This is a genomic window from Clostridium mobile, from assembly GCF_018918285.1.
Taxonomy (GTDB): domain Bacteria; phylum Bacillota; class Clostridia; order Clostridiales; family Clostridiaceae; genus Clostridium_AW; species Clostridium_AW mobile.
This window is the reverse complement of the sequence record NZ_JAHLQF010000004.1, coordinates 466,242-483,787: the sequence shown is the minus strand read 5'-3', so window position 1 is coordinate 483,787 and position 17,546 is coordinate 466,242. Positions and strand designations below refer to the sequence as shown.

Annotated in this window: 20 protein-coding genes; 18 read left to right on the top strand and 2 right to left on the bottom strand. The window is 31.0% G+C overall.

What is annotated here, in order from left to right:
- Positions 1–7 precede the first annotated feature (7 nt).
- The 18 genes from KQI86_RS17555 to mreB all read left to right on the top strand — a co-directional run bounded on the left by KQI86_RS17555 (position 8) and on the right by mreB (position 16,136).
- Entirely contained in the window at positions 8–1,042 is a 1,035-nt protein-coding gene (locus KQI86_RS17555) for an MraY family glycosyltransferase (protein ID WP_216440710.1), read from the top strand.
- Positions 1,043–1,069: 27 nt separating this feature from the next.
- Positions 1,070–2,224 (top strand): non-hydrolyzing UDP-N-acetylglucosamine 2-epimerase, encoded by a 1,155-nt coding sequence (gene wecB / locus KQI86_RS17550; protein WP_216440709.1) that lies wholly within the window; start codon positions 1,070–1,072, stop codon positions 2,222–2,224.
- Between the two features lie 131 nt (positions 2,225–2,355).
- Complete coding sequence (locus KQI86_RS17545; protein ID WP_216440708.1) at positions 2,356–3,534, top strand: acetyl-CoA C-acetyltransferase; 1,179 nt, start codon at positions 2,356–2,358, stop codon at positions 3,532–3,534.
- A gap of 417 nt (positions 3,535–3,951) precedes the next feature.
- Positions 3,952–4,305 carry a hypothetical protein gene (locus KQI86_RS17540; RefSeq protein WP_216440707.1) on the top strand — a complete coding sequence of 118 codons (354 nt, stop codon included), beginning with the start codon at positions 3,952–3,954 and terminating at the stop codon, positions 4,303–4,305.
- Positions 4,305–4,985 carry a F0F1 ATP synthase subunit A gene (locus KQI86_RS17535; RefSeq protein WP_216440706.1) on the top strand — a complete coding sequence of 227 codons (681 nt, stop codon included), beginning with the start codon at positions 4,305–4,307 and terminating at the stop codon, positions 4,983–4,985. The genes KQI86_RS17540 and KQI86_RS17535 overlap by 1 nt, the downstream gene beginning before the upstream one ends.
- A 13-nt stretch (positions 4,986–4,998) precedes the next feature.
- Positions 4,999–5,256 carry an ATP synthase F0 subunit C gene (gene atpE, locus KQI86_RS17530; protein ID WP_216440705.1) on the top strand — a complete coding sequence of 86 codons (258 nt, stop codon included), beginning with the start codon at positions 4,999–5,001 and terminating at the stop codon, positions 5,254–5,256.
- Positions 5,257–5,281: 25 nt separating this feature from the next.
- A complete protein-coding gene (locus KQI86_RS17525) occupies positions 5,282–5,758 on the top strand; it encodes a F0F1 ATP synthase subunit B (protein ID WP_216440704.1) in 477 nt (158 codons plus the stop codon).
- Between the two features lie 2 nt (positions 5,759–5,760).
- On the top strand, positions 5,761–6,306 hold the full coding sequence (locus KQI86_RS17520; RefSeq protein WP_216440703.1) for a F0F1 ATP synthase subunit delta: 546 nt from the start codon (positions 5,761–5,763) through the stop codon (positions 6,304–6,306).
- Positions 6,307–6,310: 4 nt separating this feature from the next.
- Positions 6,311–7,816 carry a F0F1 ATP synthase subunit alpha gene (atpA, locus tag KQI86_RS17515; protein ID WP_216440702.1) on the top strand — a complete coding sequence of 502 codons (1,506 nt, stop codon included), beginning with the start codon at positions 6,311–6,313 and terminating at the stop codon, positions 7,814–7,816.
- Positions 7,817–7,839: 23 nt separating this feature from the next.
- The gene (gene atpG / locus KQI86_RS17510) at positions 7,840–8,691 is read left to right on the top strand and encodes an ATP synthase F1 subunit gamma (protein ID WP_216440701.1); all 852 of its coding nucleotides are present in this window, start codon (positions 7,840–7,842) and stop codon (positions 8,689–8,691) included.
- A gap of 33 nt (positions 8,692–8,724) precedes the next feature.
- Complete coding sequence (gene atpD / locus KQI86_RS17505; protein WP_216440700.1) at positions 8,725–10,119, top strand: F0F1 ATP synthase subunit beta; 1,395 nt, start codon at positions 8,725–8,727, stop codon at positions 10,117–10,119.
- Positions 10,120–10,144: 25 nt separating this feature from the next.
- A complete protein-coding gene (locus tag KQI86_RS17500) occupies positions 10,145–10,393 on the top strand; it encodes a F0F1 ATP synthase subunit epsilon (protein WP_216440699.1) in 249 nt (82 codons plus the stop codon).
- Positions 10,394–10,650: 257 nt separating this feature from the next.
- Positions 10,651–11,337 (top strand): YwmB family TATA-box binding protein, encoded by a 687-nt coding sequence (locus KQI86_RS17495; protein WP_216440698.1) that lies wholly within the window; start codon positions 10,651–10,653, stop codon positions 11,335–11,337.
- Between the two features lie 22 nt (positions 11,338–11,359).
- Positions 11,360–12,616, top strand: coding sequence for a UDP-N-acetylglucosamine 1-carboxyvinyltransferase (murA, locus tag KQI86_RS17490; RefSeq protein ID WP_216440697.1), 1,257 nt, complete (start codon positions 11,360–11,362; stop codon positions 12,614–12,616).
- A gap of 75 nt (positions 12,617–12,691) precedes the next feature.
- On the top strand, positions 12,692–13,738 hold the full coding sequence (gene spoIID, locus KQI86_RS17485) for a stage II sporulation protein D (protein ID WP_216440696.1): 1,047 nt from the start codon (positions 12,692–12,694) through the stop codon (positions 13,736–13,738).
- Positions 13,739–13,898: 160 nt separating this feature from the next.
- Complete coding sequence (locus KQI86_RS17480) at positions 13,899–14,633, top strand: M23 family metallopeptidase (RefSeq protein ID WP_216440695.1); 735 nt, start codon at positions 13,899–13,901, stop codon at positions 14,631–14,633.
- A 114-nt stretch (positions 14,634–14,747) separates the two neighbouring features.
- On the top strand, positions 14,748–15,002 hold the full coding sequence (spoIIID, locus tag KQI86_RS17475; protein ID WP_216440694.1) for a sporulation transcriptional regulator SpoIIID: 255 nt from the start codon (positions 14,748–14,750) through the stop codon (positions 15,000–15,002).
- A gap of 99 nt (positions 15,003–15,101) precedes the next feature.
- Positions 15,102–16,136 carry a rod shape-determining protein gene (gene mreB, locus KQI86_RS17470; RefSeq protein ID WP_216440693.1) on the top strand — a complete coding sequence of 345 codons (1,035 nt, stop codon included), beginning with the start codon at positions 15,102–15,104 and terminating at the stop codon, positions 16,134–16,136.
- 60 nt (positions 16,137–16,196) lie between these two features.
- On the opposite strand, the gene yyaC is transcribed toward mreB, so the two are convergent.
- A complete protein-coding gene (gene yyaC, locus KQI86_RS17465) occupies positions 16,197–16,724 on the bottom strand; it encodes a spore protease YyaC (RefSeq protein ID WP_216440692.1) in 528 nt (175 codons plus the stop codon).
- 59 nt (positions 16,725–16,783) lie between these two features.
- Complete coding sequence (locus KQI86_RS17460; RefSeq protein WP_216440691.1) at positions 16,784–17,503, bottom strand: tRNA 2-thiocytidine biosynthesis TtcA family protein; 720 nt, start codon at positions 17,501–17,503, stop codon at positions 16,784–16,786.
- Between the last annotated feature and the right edge of the window lie 43 nt (positions 17,504–17,546).

Genomic DNA, 17,546 nt, shown 5'->3' with positions numbered 1-17,546 from the left:
GTAAATTATGGAAAATTTAATTATAGTAGCTTTTTTTTCAACTATAGTATCATTTTTATTAACGCCATTAATAAAAAAACTTGCATATAAGCTAGAAGTTATAGATATACCTAAAGATAAGAGAAGGATTCATAAAAAACCTATACCTTTATTAGGTGGTCTGGCAATATACTTATCTTTTATCATTTCGGTACTTTTAAAAGTTGGCCCTTTAACTAGAGCGCAAAAGGGAATAATTATTGGGGCTACAATTATAGTTATAGGTGGATTCTTAGATGATAAATATGAAATAAAGCCTTTAATAAAACTTTTATTCCAGCTATCTGCAGCAGTAGTATTAATTTTATATGGAGTGAGGATATCTTTAATTACTAATCCTTTTCCTGCTTTTGGACAATGGATTGATTTAGGTTTTTTAGGATTACCAATTACTATATTATGGGTAGTTGGAGTTACAAATTCGATAAATTTAATTGATGGATTAGATGGTCTAGCGGCAGGAGTAGCATTTATATCTTGTTTTACTTTATTTATAATAACTTTATTTACCATTGAAACTAGATTTGAAACAGCGTATTTAACAATAGCTTTATGTGGATCTATATTAGGATTTTTGCCATATAATTTTAATCCAGCTTCCATATTTATGGGGGATACAGGTGCTCAGCTATTAGGATTTTTATTAGCAGCAATATCAATAGAGGGAGCTGTTAAATCTGTAGCAGCTTTTGCTATCTCAGTACCGATTTTAGCCTTAGGATTACCTATATATGATACTATATTTGCTATGGTAAGGAGAAAAATAAACGGTAAACCTATAATGGGAGCAGATAGAGGGCATCTACATCATAGATTATTAGATATGGGATTAACACAAAGACAGGCAGTTATAATAATGTATCTAATAAGCGCGATTCTTGGAAGTTTCGCTATTTTAGCTATGCAAGTAAGCAGTCAGAGTTCATACTTCTTATTAGCTGTAGTAATGTCAATGCTTGTTATTATAGCATGGAAGTGTGGTTTTTTTAAGCATAAGGAATAGCTAATATTAATTTCTGGAGGTAAAATAATGAATAAAATTAAAGTTATCACTATATTCGGTACTAGGCCAGAAGCAATAAAAATGGCCCCTTTAGTTAAGGAGCTGGAAAAAAGGGAAGAAATAGATAATAAAGTTTGTGTGACGGCTCAACATAGAGAAATGTTAGATCAAGTTTTAGATCTGTTTAAGATAACACCTGATTTTGATTTAAATGTAATGAAAGAAAAACAAAGTCTTACAGGGATTACTACTAGAGTTCTAGAAGGTTTAAAAGATATATTTGAGAAAGAGAAGCCAAATTTGATATTAGTGCATGGAGATACTACTACTACTTTTGCAGGAGCTTTAGCAGCTTTTTATAACAAAATAGAAATAGGACATGTAGAGGCTGGTTTAAGGACCTTTAATAAATATTTTCCTTTCCCAGAGGAGATGAATAGGAAATTAACAGGGGCTCTAACGGATTTGCATTTTTCACCAACCATAAGTTCTAAAGAGAATTTATTAAGAGAAGGTGTAGAAGAAAAATCTATTTTTGTTACAGGTAATACTGTAATCGATGCTATGAAATTTACAGTAGAAAAAGATTATATATTTGAAAATCATATTTTAAATGAAATAGATTACAAAAATAAAAAGGTTATAATGGTAACTGCCCATAGAAGAGAAAACTGGGGAGATGGAATAAAAAATATATGTATGGCATTAAAAAATATTGTAGAAGAAAATAAGGATGTTGAAGTAATATATTTAGCTCATTTAAATCCTCTTGTTAGAAATGTGGTTTTAGAACATTTAGATGGATTGGATAGAGTACATATACTTCCTCCATTAGATACAAAGGAAGCCCACAATTTAATGAACAAATGTTATATGGTTATGACGGATTCAGGAGGATTGCAAGAAGAGGCGCCACATTTAGGCAAACCAGTAATACTTTTGAGAGATGTTACAGAGAGACAAGAGGCTGTAAAGGCTGGAACAGTGAAAGTTGTAGGTACAAAGATTGAAGATATATTAACAGGGGCTAAGAAGCTAATAAACTGTCCTTTGGAGTATGAAAAAATGAGTAAAGCCATAAATCCTTTTGGGGATGGCAATGCTTCTGCCAGAATAGTGGATAGTATTTTATATCACTATAATTTAAAAGAAAATAGACCTGACGAATACAATACACTATAAAGATTGTGTTTTTTTTAACAAAAATATATTGAAAAAGTTAATAAATAGGTTTATAATGAAATTGTTGATAAAAGATTTCGTTATTTAAGATTCGAAAAATTGCAACTATTATAGTTTAGGAGGGTTTATTAATGAGAGAAGTAGTAATTGCGAGTGCAGTTAGAACAGCAGTAGGTTCCTTTGGTGGTGCATTAAAAGATGTGGCAGCAGTTGACCTAGGAGCGACAGTTATAAAAGAAGCTATAAAAAGAGCGGGAATAAAAGGCGAACAAGTTCAAGAGGTTATAATGGGTAATGTACTTCAAGCAGGTCTTGGACAAAACCCTGCAAGACAAGCAGTTATAAAGGCAGGTTTACCAGTTGAAATTCCAGCATTTACTTTAAATAAAGTGTGTGGTTCTGGATTAAGAGCTGTTAGCTTAGCATGCCAGATGATAAAAGCTGGAGATGCTGATGTAATAATAGCAGGTGGTATGGAAAGCATGTCAAAAGCACCATACATATTAAATACTGCTAGATGGGGACAAAGAATGGGTAATGGCCAAATGGTTGATGGTATGATAAATGATGGTTTATGGGATGCTTTTAATAACTATCATATGGGAATAACTGCTGAGAATATAGCAGAACAGTGGGGATTAACAAGAGAAGAACAAGATCAATTTGCAGCAGCTTCTCAGCAAAAAGCAGAAAAAGCTATAAAAGAAGGAAAGTTCAAAGAGGAGATAGTTCCAGTAGAAATTCCTCAAAGAAAAGGTGACCCAGTAATATTCGATACTGATGAATATGTTAAAGCTGGAACTACAGCAGAAAGCCTAGCTAAATTAAGACCAGCTTTTAAGAAAGATGGAACAGTTACAGCAGGTAATGCGTCAGGTATAAATGACGGTGCAGCAGCATTAGTTATAATGAGTGCAGATAAAGCTAAGGAATTAGGAATAACACCATTAGCTAAGATTACTTCCTATGGTTCAGCAGGATTGGAGCCATCAATAATGGGATATGGTCCTTTCCATGCAACTAAAGTAGCTTTAGAAAAAGCTAACTTAGCTGTTGAAGATCTTGATTTAATAGAAGCTAACGAAGCTTTTGCAGCTCAGAGCTTAGCTGTTGGTAAAGATTTAAAATTTGATATGGAAAAAGTAAATGTAAACGGTGGAGCTATAGCTATTGGACACCCAATTGGAGCGTCAGGAGCTAGAATATTAGTTACACTTCTTCACGAAATGAAGAAAAGAGAAGCTAAAAAAGGACTTGCTACTCTTTGCATAGGTGGAGGAATGGGAACAGCTCTTATAGTTGAAAGATAGTTAAATAAAAAATAGGTAATCATTTATAATAGGTAATCTCTAATATTAGAGATTACCTATTTTTTATTTAAAAATTTATTGAATATATTCATTTATAAATATTCATGTTTGTGAGCTTATATTTACCTATATTTTTTAGGATGCTTATAATGCCTCATATGGATTTGATTAATAAATTTAGAATTAATAAAAATAAGAATAAGCATTTTTGATTAATTCATGATATTAGTAAAAAATATCTACACCAATATAAAAAGATTAAAGTAAGTATAAATTAATATAAATGAAGAAAAATAATAATATTAGGAGGTTTATGAATGTTTTTCAAATTTGTATAAAAATAAGAGAAATATATAATTATATCGTGATTTAAAAATTCCATTGAGGTGAATGAAATTGATAAATGATACTTTAAATATGCTAAAAAGAGTATATACTTACAATCTGTTAATTGTTTTTATCTTGGCAATAATAAGTTATTATTCATTGGTAACTAATATTGGATACATAATACTGGGGTTAGCTATAGCATCTATAAATTTTTTGATAAATTCCTATGTTACTTCGTATGTTTTCACTATGAGAAAGGATAATCCAGGAGCTTTAATTTACATAAGCTTAATTACTAGAATAGCTTTAGTTTGTATTATCGCCATGGGTATTATGAGGGGTAGTGAAAGTGGAGGGTTGGCATTTATCGGAGGATACAGTTTACACTTCATAGGAATACTAATGTATTCTTTGAGGCTAAGAAAAAATGAGGTGGTATAGTGGAAGCGTCGAAAAGTATTTTTATATTACGCTTATTTGGGTTTAACATTAATATAACTGAAAATATAATAGTTCAGTGGATAATAATATTAATATTTATTGCATTATCAATATTACTAACTAGAAACTTAGGGTTAATTCCTAATAGAAAGCAAAGCATTTTAGAAATATTTGTTGAATATATAGGCAAGATGGTTAAAGAGAATATGGGAGAAGCTTATACTAATTTTATTCCTTTTGTAGGTACAATGATTTTGTTTTTGGTATGTATGAATCTGGTTGGGTTAGTAGGGGTTGTACCTCCTACATCAGATTTAAGTATAAATTTAGGAATGGCGATGATAACTTTTGTAGTAGTTCAAGGGTATGCCGTTAAAAAAGTTGGATTAATAAACTATATTACTGCTTATGGTAAGCCATATTTTTTTATATTTCCTTTAAATATTATAGAAAGGTTTATGCTGCCTATTTCTTTAAGTCTGAGATTATTTGGCAATATGACTGCGGCTATAATAATTGTTGATCTTATATATAAAGCTCTATATAGTATTAACCCTTTTGCACAACTACTGATTCCAATACCAATTCACATTTATTTTGATATATTTGATGGAATAATACAGATGATTATATTTGTTATGTTAACTATGATTAATATAAAAATAATATCAGAACATTAAGGAGGAATTTATTATGATTGATTCAAAAGCTTTTATAGCAGGTATGGCGGCCATTGGAGCGGGGTTAGCAGCTCTAGGATGTATAGGTGCAGGGATAGGAACAGGAAACGCTACAGGTAAAGCTGTAGAAGGTATATCAAGGCAACCAGAAGCTAATGGAAAAATTATGAGTGCTCTTATTATAGGAGGAGCTTTTTCTGAAGCAACTGCTATATATTCTGCGTTGATTGGATTGCTATTAATTTTTAAAGTAATATTAGCATTGATTTAATAGTGATGAAGGGAGGCTTGGATTAATGATAGACATATCTCAATCTATAGCTACTGTAATAAATTTCATAATTTTTCTATTTGCAATGAAATTTTTCTTATTCAAGCCTATACAAAGCAAGTTGATTCAAAGAGAAAATTATATAAAAGAAAAAATAGAAAATGCAAAAACAAGAGAAGAGAAAGCTGAATCTCTAAGTATTGAAAAAGATAAAGAATTACAAGAATCAAAACAACAGGGAAAAACTTTAGTAGAAGAATATAAATATAAAGCAGAAAAAATTTCGGAAGAAATTATAAAAGAAGCTCATGATGAAGCTAATTTAATCATTCAAAGAGCTAGAGCAGAAATTGAATTAGAAAAAGAGAAGGCAAGAGATGAGGTAAAAAATAAAATAATAGATGTATCTATTTTAATGAGTTCTAAAGCATTAGAAGAGACTATAGATGAGAAAAAGCAGAGGGAATTAATTAAAGATTTCATTTCCAAGGTAGGTATTTAATTATGTATGAATATTTGGATAGAAGGTATGCACTAGCTCTTTATGAAGTAGCAGAGAAAAAGGGTAAGATAGAGGAATTTATAAAAGATTATAGAGAAATAGTAGATATTATATATGGCAATGAAGAATTATTACAACTTATTAGACATCCTCAAATAAGCACTTCAAAGAAGAAAAAAATATTTATAAAAATATTTAAAGGAAAAATAGATGAGGAATTATTATCATTTTTATTAATACTGATTGAAAAGGGAAGAATATTATACCTTAAAGAAAAAGAAAAAGAGTTAGAAAAAATATACCTTGAAAAACATAATATGCTTCGTGCTCATATTAAAACAGTTATTCCTTTAGAAAATGAGGAGAGGGAAGAATTGAAAGAAAAACTTCAAAATAAGTATAACAAAAAGGTAATCTTAAAAGAAGAGATAGATAAGAGCATAATTGGAGGAGTATATGTAAGAATTGGTGACGATGTTATAGATGGCACAATAAAATCAAAATTAAAAGAAATGAAAAACATTGTTAATACTGCAAAATGGAGGTGAAAATATGAATATAAGTCCTGAAGAGATTACATCAATTATTAAAAAAGAGATAGAAAGATATGAAAAAAAGATTGAAACTGAAGACTCAGGAACAATAATTCAAGTAGGAGACGGCATTGCTAGAGTTTATGGTCTAGATGATTGTATGGCAGGAGAGTTATTGGAATTCCCTAATAATATATATGGAATGGCTCTAAACTTAGAGCAGGATAATGTAGGGTGTGTATTGTTTGGAGAAGAAGAGGGTTTAAAAGAAGGGGATGTAGTAAAAAGAACTGGTAAGGTTGTAGAGGTGCCGGTGGGTGAAGCTCTAATTGGAAGAGTGGTAAATTCATTAGGTGTTCCTATTGATGGAAAAGGTCCTGTAAATACTACAGAAAGAAGGCCAGTAGAAACAGAAGGCCCAGGGGTAATAGAAAGGCAATCTGTAAGACAGTCATTGGAAACAGGGATTAAAGCGATAGATTCTATGATACCTATAGGAAAAGGCCAAAGGGAACTAATTATAGGAGATAGACAAACAGGTAAAACTGCACTAGCTATAGACGCAATATTGAATCAAAAAGGAAAAAATGTCATATGTATATATGTTGCTATAGGGCAGAAACAATCTACGGTGGCTCATATTGTAAATGATTTGAATAAAATGGGTTCTATGGACTATACAGTAGTAGTATCTTCTACTGCATCAGAAACTGCTCCAATACAATTCTTAGCTCCTTATTCAGGATGCAGTATTGGAGAGTATTTTATGTATAAAGGTAAAGATGTATTAATAATTTATGATGATTTATCTAAACATGCAGTAGCTTACAGAACTATGTCTTTATTATTAAGAAGACCTCCAGGAAGGGAAGCTTATCCAGGAGATGTATTTTATTTGCATTCTAGATTGCTAGAAAGAGCAGCAAAGCTTTCTTCTAAGTTAGGAGGAGGTTCCCTTACGGCTATTCCTATAATAGAGACATTGGCAGGAGATGTAACAGCATATATACCTACAAATGTAATATCTATAACAGATGGTCAAATATTTTTAGATTCAGAGCTCTTTTATAATGGAGTAAGGCCTGCGGTAAATGCTGGAATATCAGTATCTAGAGTAGGCGGAAACGCCCAAATCAAAGCTATGAAGCAGGTATCAGGAACTTTAAGATTAGAACTTGCTCAGTATAGAGAATTAGCTGCCTTTGCCCAATTTGGTTCTGATTTAGATAAAGAATCTAAAAGAAAACTAGAAAAGGGAAAAAGATTAACAGAAATACTTCATCAAGAGCAATATAAACCCATGGCAATAGAAAAACAAATTATGATTTTATATGCAGGAGTTAACGATTTTTTAATGGATATTCCAGTAGAAAAAATAAAGATATTTGAAAAAGAATTTTTAGAGTTTATGGATATTCATCGTAGAGATATAGGGAAAGAGATTATAGAAGAGGGACAGTTAACTGATAGCATAAAAGAAAAATTAAACTCTTCAATTGAGGAATTTAAAAATATATTTAAGTAATTTCTTTGTGGTAGGTGAGGTTTATGGGAGTATCTAATTTAAATAACATAAGAAGAAGGATGAAATCTATAACTAGCATTCAGAAGATAAGCAAGGCTATGTCATTGGTTGCTACCTCAAAATTTAGGAAAGTTAAAGTTCAGTTAGAAGCTAATAAAAATTACAAGACATATATGAACGATATAATGGAAGATATTATAAGTTCAATGAATGAAAATAACCCATATAGTATAAAGAGAGAAAAAGGGAGAAATATTTATCTAATTATAACATCTAACTTAGGCTTATGCGGTTCATATAATGTTAATGTATTTAATGAAGCCATGAAGAATGTAGACAAAGAAGAGGAAAAACCTATATTTGTTGTGGTAGGGGAAAAAGGGAAAGTATTTTTTAATAAAAGAGACATGGAAATTGAAACTAAATATTTAGAAATTAAAGATGAAATTAAACATGAAGAAGTTAAAAATATAAGTAAATTATTAATGGATATGTACCAAGTAAAGGAAGTTAAAAATGTTTATGCCATTTATACGGAATTTATTTCTACTGGTAAGCAAGTGGTTAACACAGAAAAATTATTTCCTATTGAAATAGTAAATAATGAAGTTAAGGAACAGTACATGGAGCTTGAATTTTGTAGTGATGAAATATTTGAAGAGGCGTTAGAGTTATATATAAATGAGAAGTTAATATATATCCTACTTACTTCTAAAACATCAGAACAAACTTCTAGAATGACAACTATGGATGGAGCAACTAAAAATGCAAAAGATATATTAGATGAATTAAGTAGAGAGTATAACAGAATAAGGCAGTCATCTATCACAGAAGAATTGTCAGAAATTATAGGAGGAGCGGAAGTTCAAAGATAAGATATCCACGACTTCTATAGGAGGTGTATTCTATTGAGTAATATAGGGAAAGTAGTTCAGGTAATAGGAGCTGTAATAGATATTAAGTTTGATTCCGACTATTTGCCAAATATACATAACGCTATACAAATAGATTTGGGAAATAAAAAAATAATAACTGAAGTGGCTCAACATATAGGAGATGATATTGTAAGAACAATTTCTATGGAACCAACAGAGGGACTTAAAAGAGGAGTGGAAGCTATAGATACAGGTAAACCTATATCAATACCTGTAGGTAAAAATGTATTGGGAAGACTCTTTAATGTGTTAGGATGTGCTATTGATGAATGTGATGAGGTTATTGGAGAGGAATATTATCCCATACATAGAAAAGCACCGACCTTTGAAGAACAATCTGTAGAACCTGAGATGTTTGAAACGGGCATAAAAGTTATAGATTTATTGGCACCTTATCAAAAGGGAGGTAAAATAGGACTATTTGGTGGAGCGGGAGTTGGTAAGACAGTACTCATACAGGAGCTTATAAACAACATTGCAAGACAGCATGGAGGATTATCAGTATTTACAGGAGTAGGGGAGAGAACAAGAGAAGGTAACGATTTATATAATGAAATGAAAGACTCTGGAGTAATAGATAAAACTGCACTAGTTTTTGGGCAGATGAATGAGCCGCCAGGAGCTAGAATGAGAGTAGCTTTAACGGGGTTAACTATGGCAGAATATTTCAGAGATAAGGGGCAAGATGTATTATTGTTTATAGATAATATTTTTAGATTTACCCAAGCAGGTGCAGAAATTTCAGCTCTTCTAGGCAGAATACCTAGCGCTGTAGGTTATCAACCTACACTTGCTACAGAAATGGGAGCACTGCAAGAAAGAATAACCTCTACTATTCATGGATCCATAACTTCTGTTCAAGCGGTTTATGTACCAGCAGATGATTTAACTGATCCAGCACCAGCTACCACATTTGCTCATTTAGATGCAACTACAGTTTTATCTAGATCTATAGTTGAATTAGGAATATATCCAGCTGTAGATCCACTAGAATCTTCATCAAGAATATTAGACCCAAGGATTGTTGGTGAAGAACATTATAATGTAGCTACAGAGGTGAAACATATTTTAGAAAGATATAAAGAATTGCAAGATTTGATTGCTATACTTGGGGTTGATGAACTATCTGAAGAAGATAAATTAGTTGTTACCAGAGGAAGAAGAATCCAAAGGTTTTTATCACAACCTTTCACTGTAGGAGAGCAATTTACAGGCATGAAGGGAGCCTATGTGCCAGTAAAAGAAACAGTAAGAGGGTTTAAGGAAATATTAGAAGGAAAGTATGATAATGTACCTGAAAGTGCATTTTTATTTGCAGGAACCATAGAAGATGTTGCGAAAAGGGCTAAAGATATAAAACAAGAATAAAGTTATTAAATAAGGAAGATGATATATGTTTAAACTCATAATTGCATCTCCATATAAGGAGTTTTATAATCTAGATGTTAAAAAATTAGTTACAGAAAGCTTAGTTGGTAGAATAGAGATATTGCAAAATCATTCGCCATTAATAGCTGTTTTAAGGCCTTCTAATACTGAGTTCGAAGATATTAATGGAAAAACATATAGCTTTAATATTTCAAAAGCTTTAATGAAAGTAACTAAAGAAGAAGTAAAAATTTTATGTGAAAATATGAAATAAAGTAAAGGAGAATTTAGGTTTTAACTTAGATTCTCTTTTTTTAGGGAACTTATATTATTTATTGAAAAACCATGTTGAAAGAAGAATATTATTATTATAATTTTACGAAGTATAAATGTATAGTTTGTAACATTTTCTCAATTTAATTATATATTAATAATATATTTAGTGAATAAAAAAAAGCTAAGTGTCTATAATTTAATTTAAAGGAATAAAATGGATTGAGTTATAGGGGGGAAGCTATTATAGCGTATTATATGAAAAAGAGAGTTTGGTTTGTGATAAGCTTTATATGCTTAGTTTTTTTAATTATAAATATGGATAAGCCTAAGGCTAGCAACTCAGAGGAGTTTTTGACGAAAATAGTTAATGAAGTTGAAGGGGACATACAGGAATGTGGGGTTAAAGCAAGTTTTATAAGTTATGATGATGAAAAAGAGACTGTTGAAGGTATATTAAAAAATTTGAAATTTGAAGAACCCTACCATACTAATATAAAGGAAAATGAGAAAATATACTCAATAGAAATTATAGGTAATAACATAAGTGGGTATGTTCAAAGTACTAAATATGAAAATTATAAAGTAATAGTTGTAGATTTAGTTAAAGTAACTGAAAATGATGAGCTATACCAACTGGAAGAGATAATAAAAAATGCTATTGGAAATGAAAGTGCAAGTTATTTTAAATATATTAAAGCTAGGCTACATACTAATGATTTAATGGATAAAAACAATAAGATAATGGCTTTATTAAAACGTAACAATGCACAGAATATTGAATCTATAAAAATTGATAATGGATACAGCACTATTGCATACACTAAAAAATTTGATCATATTACAGTAGGTAGAAAATTTGTAGATTTGAATTATGCTTTATGTAGTTATCGCTCTGGTAATTATCTTATAATTGGAACGCCAGAAATACTTGTTTCATATTAGAAATTATAGATGGAGGATAGGAATGGATAAAATAGTAGTAAAGGGTGGCAAGCCCTTGACAGGAGATGTAAAAATTAGTTCTGCTAAAAATTCTGTACTGCCTATTATAGCAGCTAGTATATTAAGTAATGGTAAATGTATTATAGAGAATGCACCTATGCTAGAAGATGTTTTTGTAATAAGTGATGTTTTAAGGTCTATCTCTGCAGACGTAAATATAGATAGGGATAATAATAGAGTAATTATAGAATCATCAAATATATGTGATTTTGAGCCATGTTGTGATTTGGTAAAAAAATTAAGAGCATCTTTTTTGATAATGGGCCCTATGGTTGCGCGTTTTGGTAGGGTTAGAATATCACTTCCGGGAGGATGTAATATAGGAACAAGGCCGATAGATTTGCATTTAAAAGGTTTTGCTGCATTGGGTGCAGATATTAATGTTGGTTATGGATATGTTGAAGCTAAAGCTAATGAATTAATAGGAAATAATATATACTTAGATTTCCCATCTGTTGGCGCTACTGAAAATATAATGATGGCAGCTACAATGGCGAAGGGTGAAACTATAATTGAAAATGCGGCAGAGGAACCAGAAATAGAGGATTTAGCAAATTATCTAAATAAGATGGGAGCTAATATAAAGGGAGCTGGAACAGGAAAAATAAAAATAGTTGGAGTAAAAGAGTTCAAGAGTGTAACTCATAGGCCAATATATGACAGAATAGAAGCAGGTACTTTTATGGTAGCTAGTGCTATAACTAAAAGTAAGATTAAAATACTAGGAGTAGATGAGGAACATTTAAAGCCAATAATTGCGAAGCTAACAGAGATGGGAGTAATAATAGAAGTTGATAATGATAATTTAGTAATTGATGGCAGAAGGGAATTAAAACCAATAGATATTAAAACTATGCCATATCCAGGTTTTCCTACAGATATGCAAGCTCAAATGATGGGATTGTTGAGTTCTATAAAGGGTACAAGTGTAATTACAGAAACTATATTTGAAAATAGATTTATGCATGCTCCAGAGATGAAAAGAATGGGGGCAAACATTAAAATTGATGGTAGAAGTGCTGTAATAGAAGGAGTAAATAAGCTTACTGGATGTGAAGTTAAAGCTACAGATTTAAGAGCTGGAGCAGCATTAATATTATGTGGACTAGCGGCAGAAGGTAATACGGAAGTAACAGATATATACCATGTTGATAGAGGATACATGGGCATAGAAAAAAAATTAAAAGGATTAGGAGCAGAGATATATAGATGTTTTTAATGATGTAATAATGTAAAAGGTTTTCTCATATAGTTATTAATAAATAAACTTAAGCTTAAAAAGGAGAAAACCTATATGAAAAAAAATAGTGTATTTTTTTATTTGTCTACGTTATTGGTGACAGTTTTTTTGCTTATGACTTTTACAACATTAATCTCATATTTAACACTAAAACCTAATAACAGCAAAGGGCAAAGTCTTAAGGAATTCAATGTAAACCCTAGTGAAGTTACTTTAAAAGAGAAGAAGAAAGAAGATTTAAAGATTAAGGTATATATTTCGAAAACTAAATCTATCAAAGAAATGGATATTGAAGAGTATATAAAAGGTGTAGTAGCTGCTGAAATGCCAGCAGAGTTTCATATAGAAGCTTTAAAGGCACAGGCGGTAGCAGCAAGAACCTATGCATTAACTCGCATGAAGGGGATTGGAGGGCAGCAATGCACCCAAAGTAATGAGGGAGATATTTGCGATACGGTTCATTGCCAAGTTTATATATCTAAAGAAGAAAGATTCAGCGGATGGCCTAATAGTAAGAGAGAAGAGTATTGGAATAAAATCGAGGAAGCTGTTGCTAAAACAAAAGGAGAGGTAGTAACATATAATGGTTCTATAGCTAAAGAACTTTATTATTTTGCAGTAAGTAGTGGAAAAACTGAAGATGCAGAAGATGTATTCTCTCAAGCAGTTCCATACCTACAAAGTGTAGATAGCCCAGGAGAGGAAGGTGCTCCTAAATTCAACTCAAGTGTAAGCTATTCTTACTCTAGTTTTGCTAAGATAATTAATAGTTATTATCCCAATTCCATACCATCATCTAATAGTTTAAAAAATAGTATTAAAATAAAGAGTAGAACTTCGGCAGGTAGTGTAAAAGAATTACAAGTAGGTAAAACCACTATCACAGGTACTAAATTTAGAAGCATGTTAGGATTGAATTCTACTAACTTCAGTTTTGTGTTTAACAAAGATACTATAGATATAGTTTGTAAAGGATATGGCCATGGAGTTGGTATGAGTCAGTGGGGAGCTAATGCTTTTGCTAAGAGTGGGAAGACATATGAGGATATACTAACTCACTATTATAAAGGTATTAATATAAAAAAATATACGGAATTATAGGTAGTGAGGCGATAAAATAAGCTGTTGATTTGGAAAAATCAGCAGCTTATTTTATTTTATCAAAAAATGTAAAAAAATATAGAAATAAATAGAAAAAAAATTAAATAAAAAATGTATTTTTTACTATGTACTGGACAAACTACAAAAAGGAGGTGTTTGTATGGAAAAAAAATTCTCTAAAAAATTTTCAAACTTTATTAAGAAGGAGGGGTTTTACGTAATACTATTCCTGTGCCTTTGTATACTAGCTACAGTAGCGGTTATGGTATCAAGGAACAATAGAATTAACAAAGACGAAATATCTTCAAATCAACCTGGCATTGTTAATGAAACAGGAAAAGAAATAGGTGAAATTACTGAAAAACCTTTTGAAGATTTTGATAATGCTCTTCAAGTTAAAAATGATAAAGATGATACAGTGAAAAAAGAAACAGAAACTAAAAAGGAAGAAAATAAAACTGCAGAAGTTTCTACTACAGTAAATACAAAATTTATAAAACCAGTAGAAGGAATTTTAGCAAGAGACTATTCTGAAGAACCTGTATATTGGAAATCTACTAATAGCCATAGACCTAATTTCGGTATGGATATTAAATGTGAAGTTGGTAAGTCAGTAGTGGCTGTTATGGAAGGTAAAGTAGAGAGCATTGAGACTGATAGCATAGACGGAGTTCAAGTTACTATTAATCATCAAAATGGATTAAAAACTGTATATGCTAATTTAGATCCAAAAGTATCAGTAACTAAGGATCAGACAGTTAAAACAGGAACTAAAATAGGAACTGTTGGCAAAAGCACTGTTAGAGCATCCTATGAAACTTATGGAGATCACTTACATTTTGCAGTAATGAAAAATGAAGAGTTTATAAATCCTGCAAAATATATACAATATTAAAATTAAAAGTGTAGCCATTTTCCTCATATAACATGGGGAAATGGCCTACCAAATGTAATTTAAAGAAATGGTAACGCATATTTATAAATATAGAAGAGTTAAGGAGGTAGCGTATTGAAGGACTACATTGAAGAAAGAGTTCTAGAAGTGGCAAATTATATTATAAGTTCAAAAGCTACTATTAGGAAAACCGCAAAGGTGTTTGGAGTAAGTAAAAGTACAATTCATAAAGATATGACTGAAAGATTGCCGAAAATAAATCCACAAATTGCTGAAGAAGCAAAAACTATAATGGATTACAATAAATCGGAAAGACATATAAGAGGTGGAAAAGCAACTAAAATGAAGTATAAAGCTATTGAAGGATAGTCACATTCCTATTATAATTAAATTATATTGTTATGGCAAATTTTCAATAATTTTCATTTCAATAAAAGTATAACGAAAGAGTAGGTGTGAATAATAGGGATGTTTTTCTTCAATGTTGGAACCGATATGGGAATAGATTTAGGAACCGCAACAGTATTAGTATTTATTAAAGGAAAAGGTGTTGTATTAAAGGATCCTTCAGTAGTAGCTATAGATAAAAGTAAAAATAAAGTTTTAGCCGTAGGAGAAGAGGCCAGGCAGATGATAGGCAGAACTCCTGGGAACATTGTAGCTATCCGTCCCCTAAAAGATGGGGTCATATCAGATTATGATTTAACAGAAAAAATGCTTAAATATTTTATAAGAAGAGTTTGTGGAAAGAGAAAGATTGTATCCCCGAGAGTAGTTGTATGTATTCCTACTGAAGCTACAGAGGTGGAAAAAAGAGCTGTAATAGATGCGGCAAAGAATGCAGGAGCAAAAAAGGTGTTTTTAATAGAAGAACCTTTAGCAGCAGCTATTGGAGCGGGACTTGATATAACTAAAGCAAGTGGAAGTATGGTTATAGACATAGGTGGAGGAACCACAGACATTGCTGTCATATCTTTAGGTGGAATAGTTGTAAGATCCTCTATTAAAATTGCTGGAGATAAATTCGATGAATCTATTATAAGATATATAAGAAAAAAACATAAACTTATGATTGGTGAAAGAACAGCAGAAGATTTAAAAATTAATATTGGATCAGCTTATGAGAGAGACGAAGAAGTTACAATGGAGATAAGAGGAAGAGATTTAGTTACAGGACTTCCTAAAAATATAACGGTATCTTCAGAAGAAATGAGAGAAGCTTTAAGTGAACCAGTAACTGCTATAGCAGAATGTACTCATTCAGTTTTAGAAAAAACACCACCTGAACTAGCGTCAGATATAGCGGACAAGGGAATTGTAATGACAGGAGGAGGAGCTTTATTGCATGGTTTAGATAAGTTAATACAAGATATAACTAAAGTTCCTGTTCATGTAGCAGAGGATGCAGTTTCTTGTGTAGCATTAGGTACTGGTAAGGTACTAGATTTTGTGGATAAGCTAGATTCAGGGGGGACAGGAGACGATATAAGTTTAATTGATTAGAGTTATGTTTAGCAATAAAAAGCAAGGGTGTAAAACCGTTGCTTTTTATTGTTGTCTTATTCACTTATTAGAGAAGTTTAATTGATAACTATGAAATAAGGATTTAGTGATAACTTTAGCTAACTTGAATATTAAATCTAATCTAATCTTATTATTAATAAATATATTATTCTCCGAGGAGTCTACTATTCCTATGATTGAGGCATCACCAACATAGGGGAGGGTTTTACCCACACCTTTACCAGGATGTATAGAATAATCTCTTGCATGCACTTCACCTATATTATCATGATCTCCTAAACAAGCATCTATAGCTATGATATTTGAATTAGGATGAGTTAATTTAATATCATTGAGTTTTCTATCGATATTTAAAGCATGGATAGGTTCTGAAATGGTTCCGTAAATAGGAAGAGGGAAAAGTTCTTCGGTTAAAAATGTGCCTACTAAAGGGCCTAGGCTGTCTCCTATACATCTATCAGTACCTATGCATACTATAATTGTATTCAAATCCATATGATTACTTATAAAGTCACCTATGCTTAAATAAGAAAAAGGATCTTTAAAATGAGCTTTAACTTTATTCAATAGTCACACCTCCATAATAATGTATATGAGGCATGGTGGACTATTATTAATTTTATTGGTTAATACTTATTTTTATCCCAAACATTTAGCTGTTCAATATTCGTTAATGAACCCAGTAAATGATCTTTTAATCCGGGAATTTCTTTTTCTAAACTATAGGTTAAGTCTTTTATATACTGTCTTTTTGTAAAACCATTAGCAGGACAAGGGTTTTCAACTATAGGAAAGCTATACTTTTTAGATGTATTTTTAATATCTAATTCATCTATGTATACCATAGGTCTTATTATAGTCACATCTTTTCTACTTAAGTAAGTTTTAGGTGAAAAACTATTTATTCTACCTTCGTAAAACATAGACATTAAAAGAGTTTCTATAGCGTCATTTTTATGATGACCTAAAGCAATTTTATTGCAACCTAATTCTTTTGCTTTATCATTTAATATACCTCTTCTTAAATTGGCGCATAAAGAACAAGGGTTTTTTTCTTTTCTTATGTCAAAAACTATTTCTTTAATATTAGATTCTATTATATGAAAAGGAACATCCAACTCTTTGCAAAGTTTTTCTAATGGAGTAAAATCAGCTCCTGTTTTAGGATCTATAGTTATAGCTATTAGTTCAAACTTCTCTGGAGAAAAAGTCCTATATTTACTTAATAAATGAAGTAAAGTGATACTATCTTTTCCTCCAGATAATCCAACGGCTACTTTATCTCCAGTTTCTATTAACTTAAAATCAATTACGGCTCTTCTTAATTTACTTAAAAGTTTTTGCATAATTATCTCCTTAATTGTTTTATAAATATTTATAGTAATTACT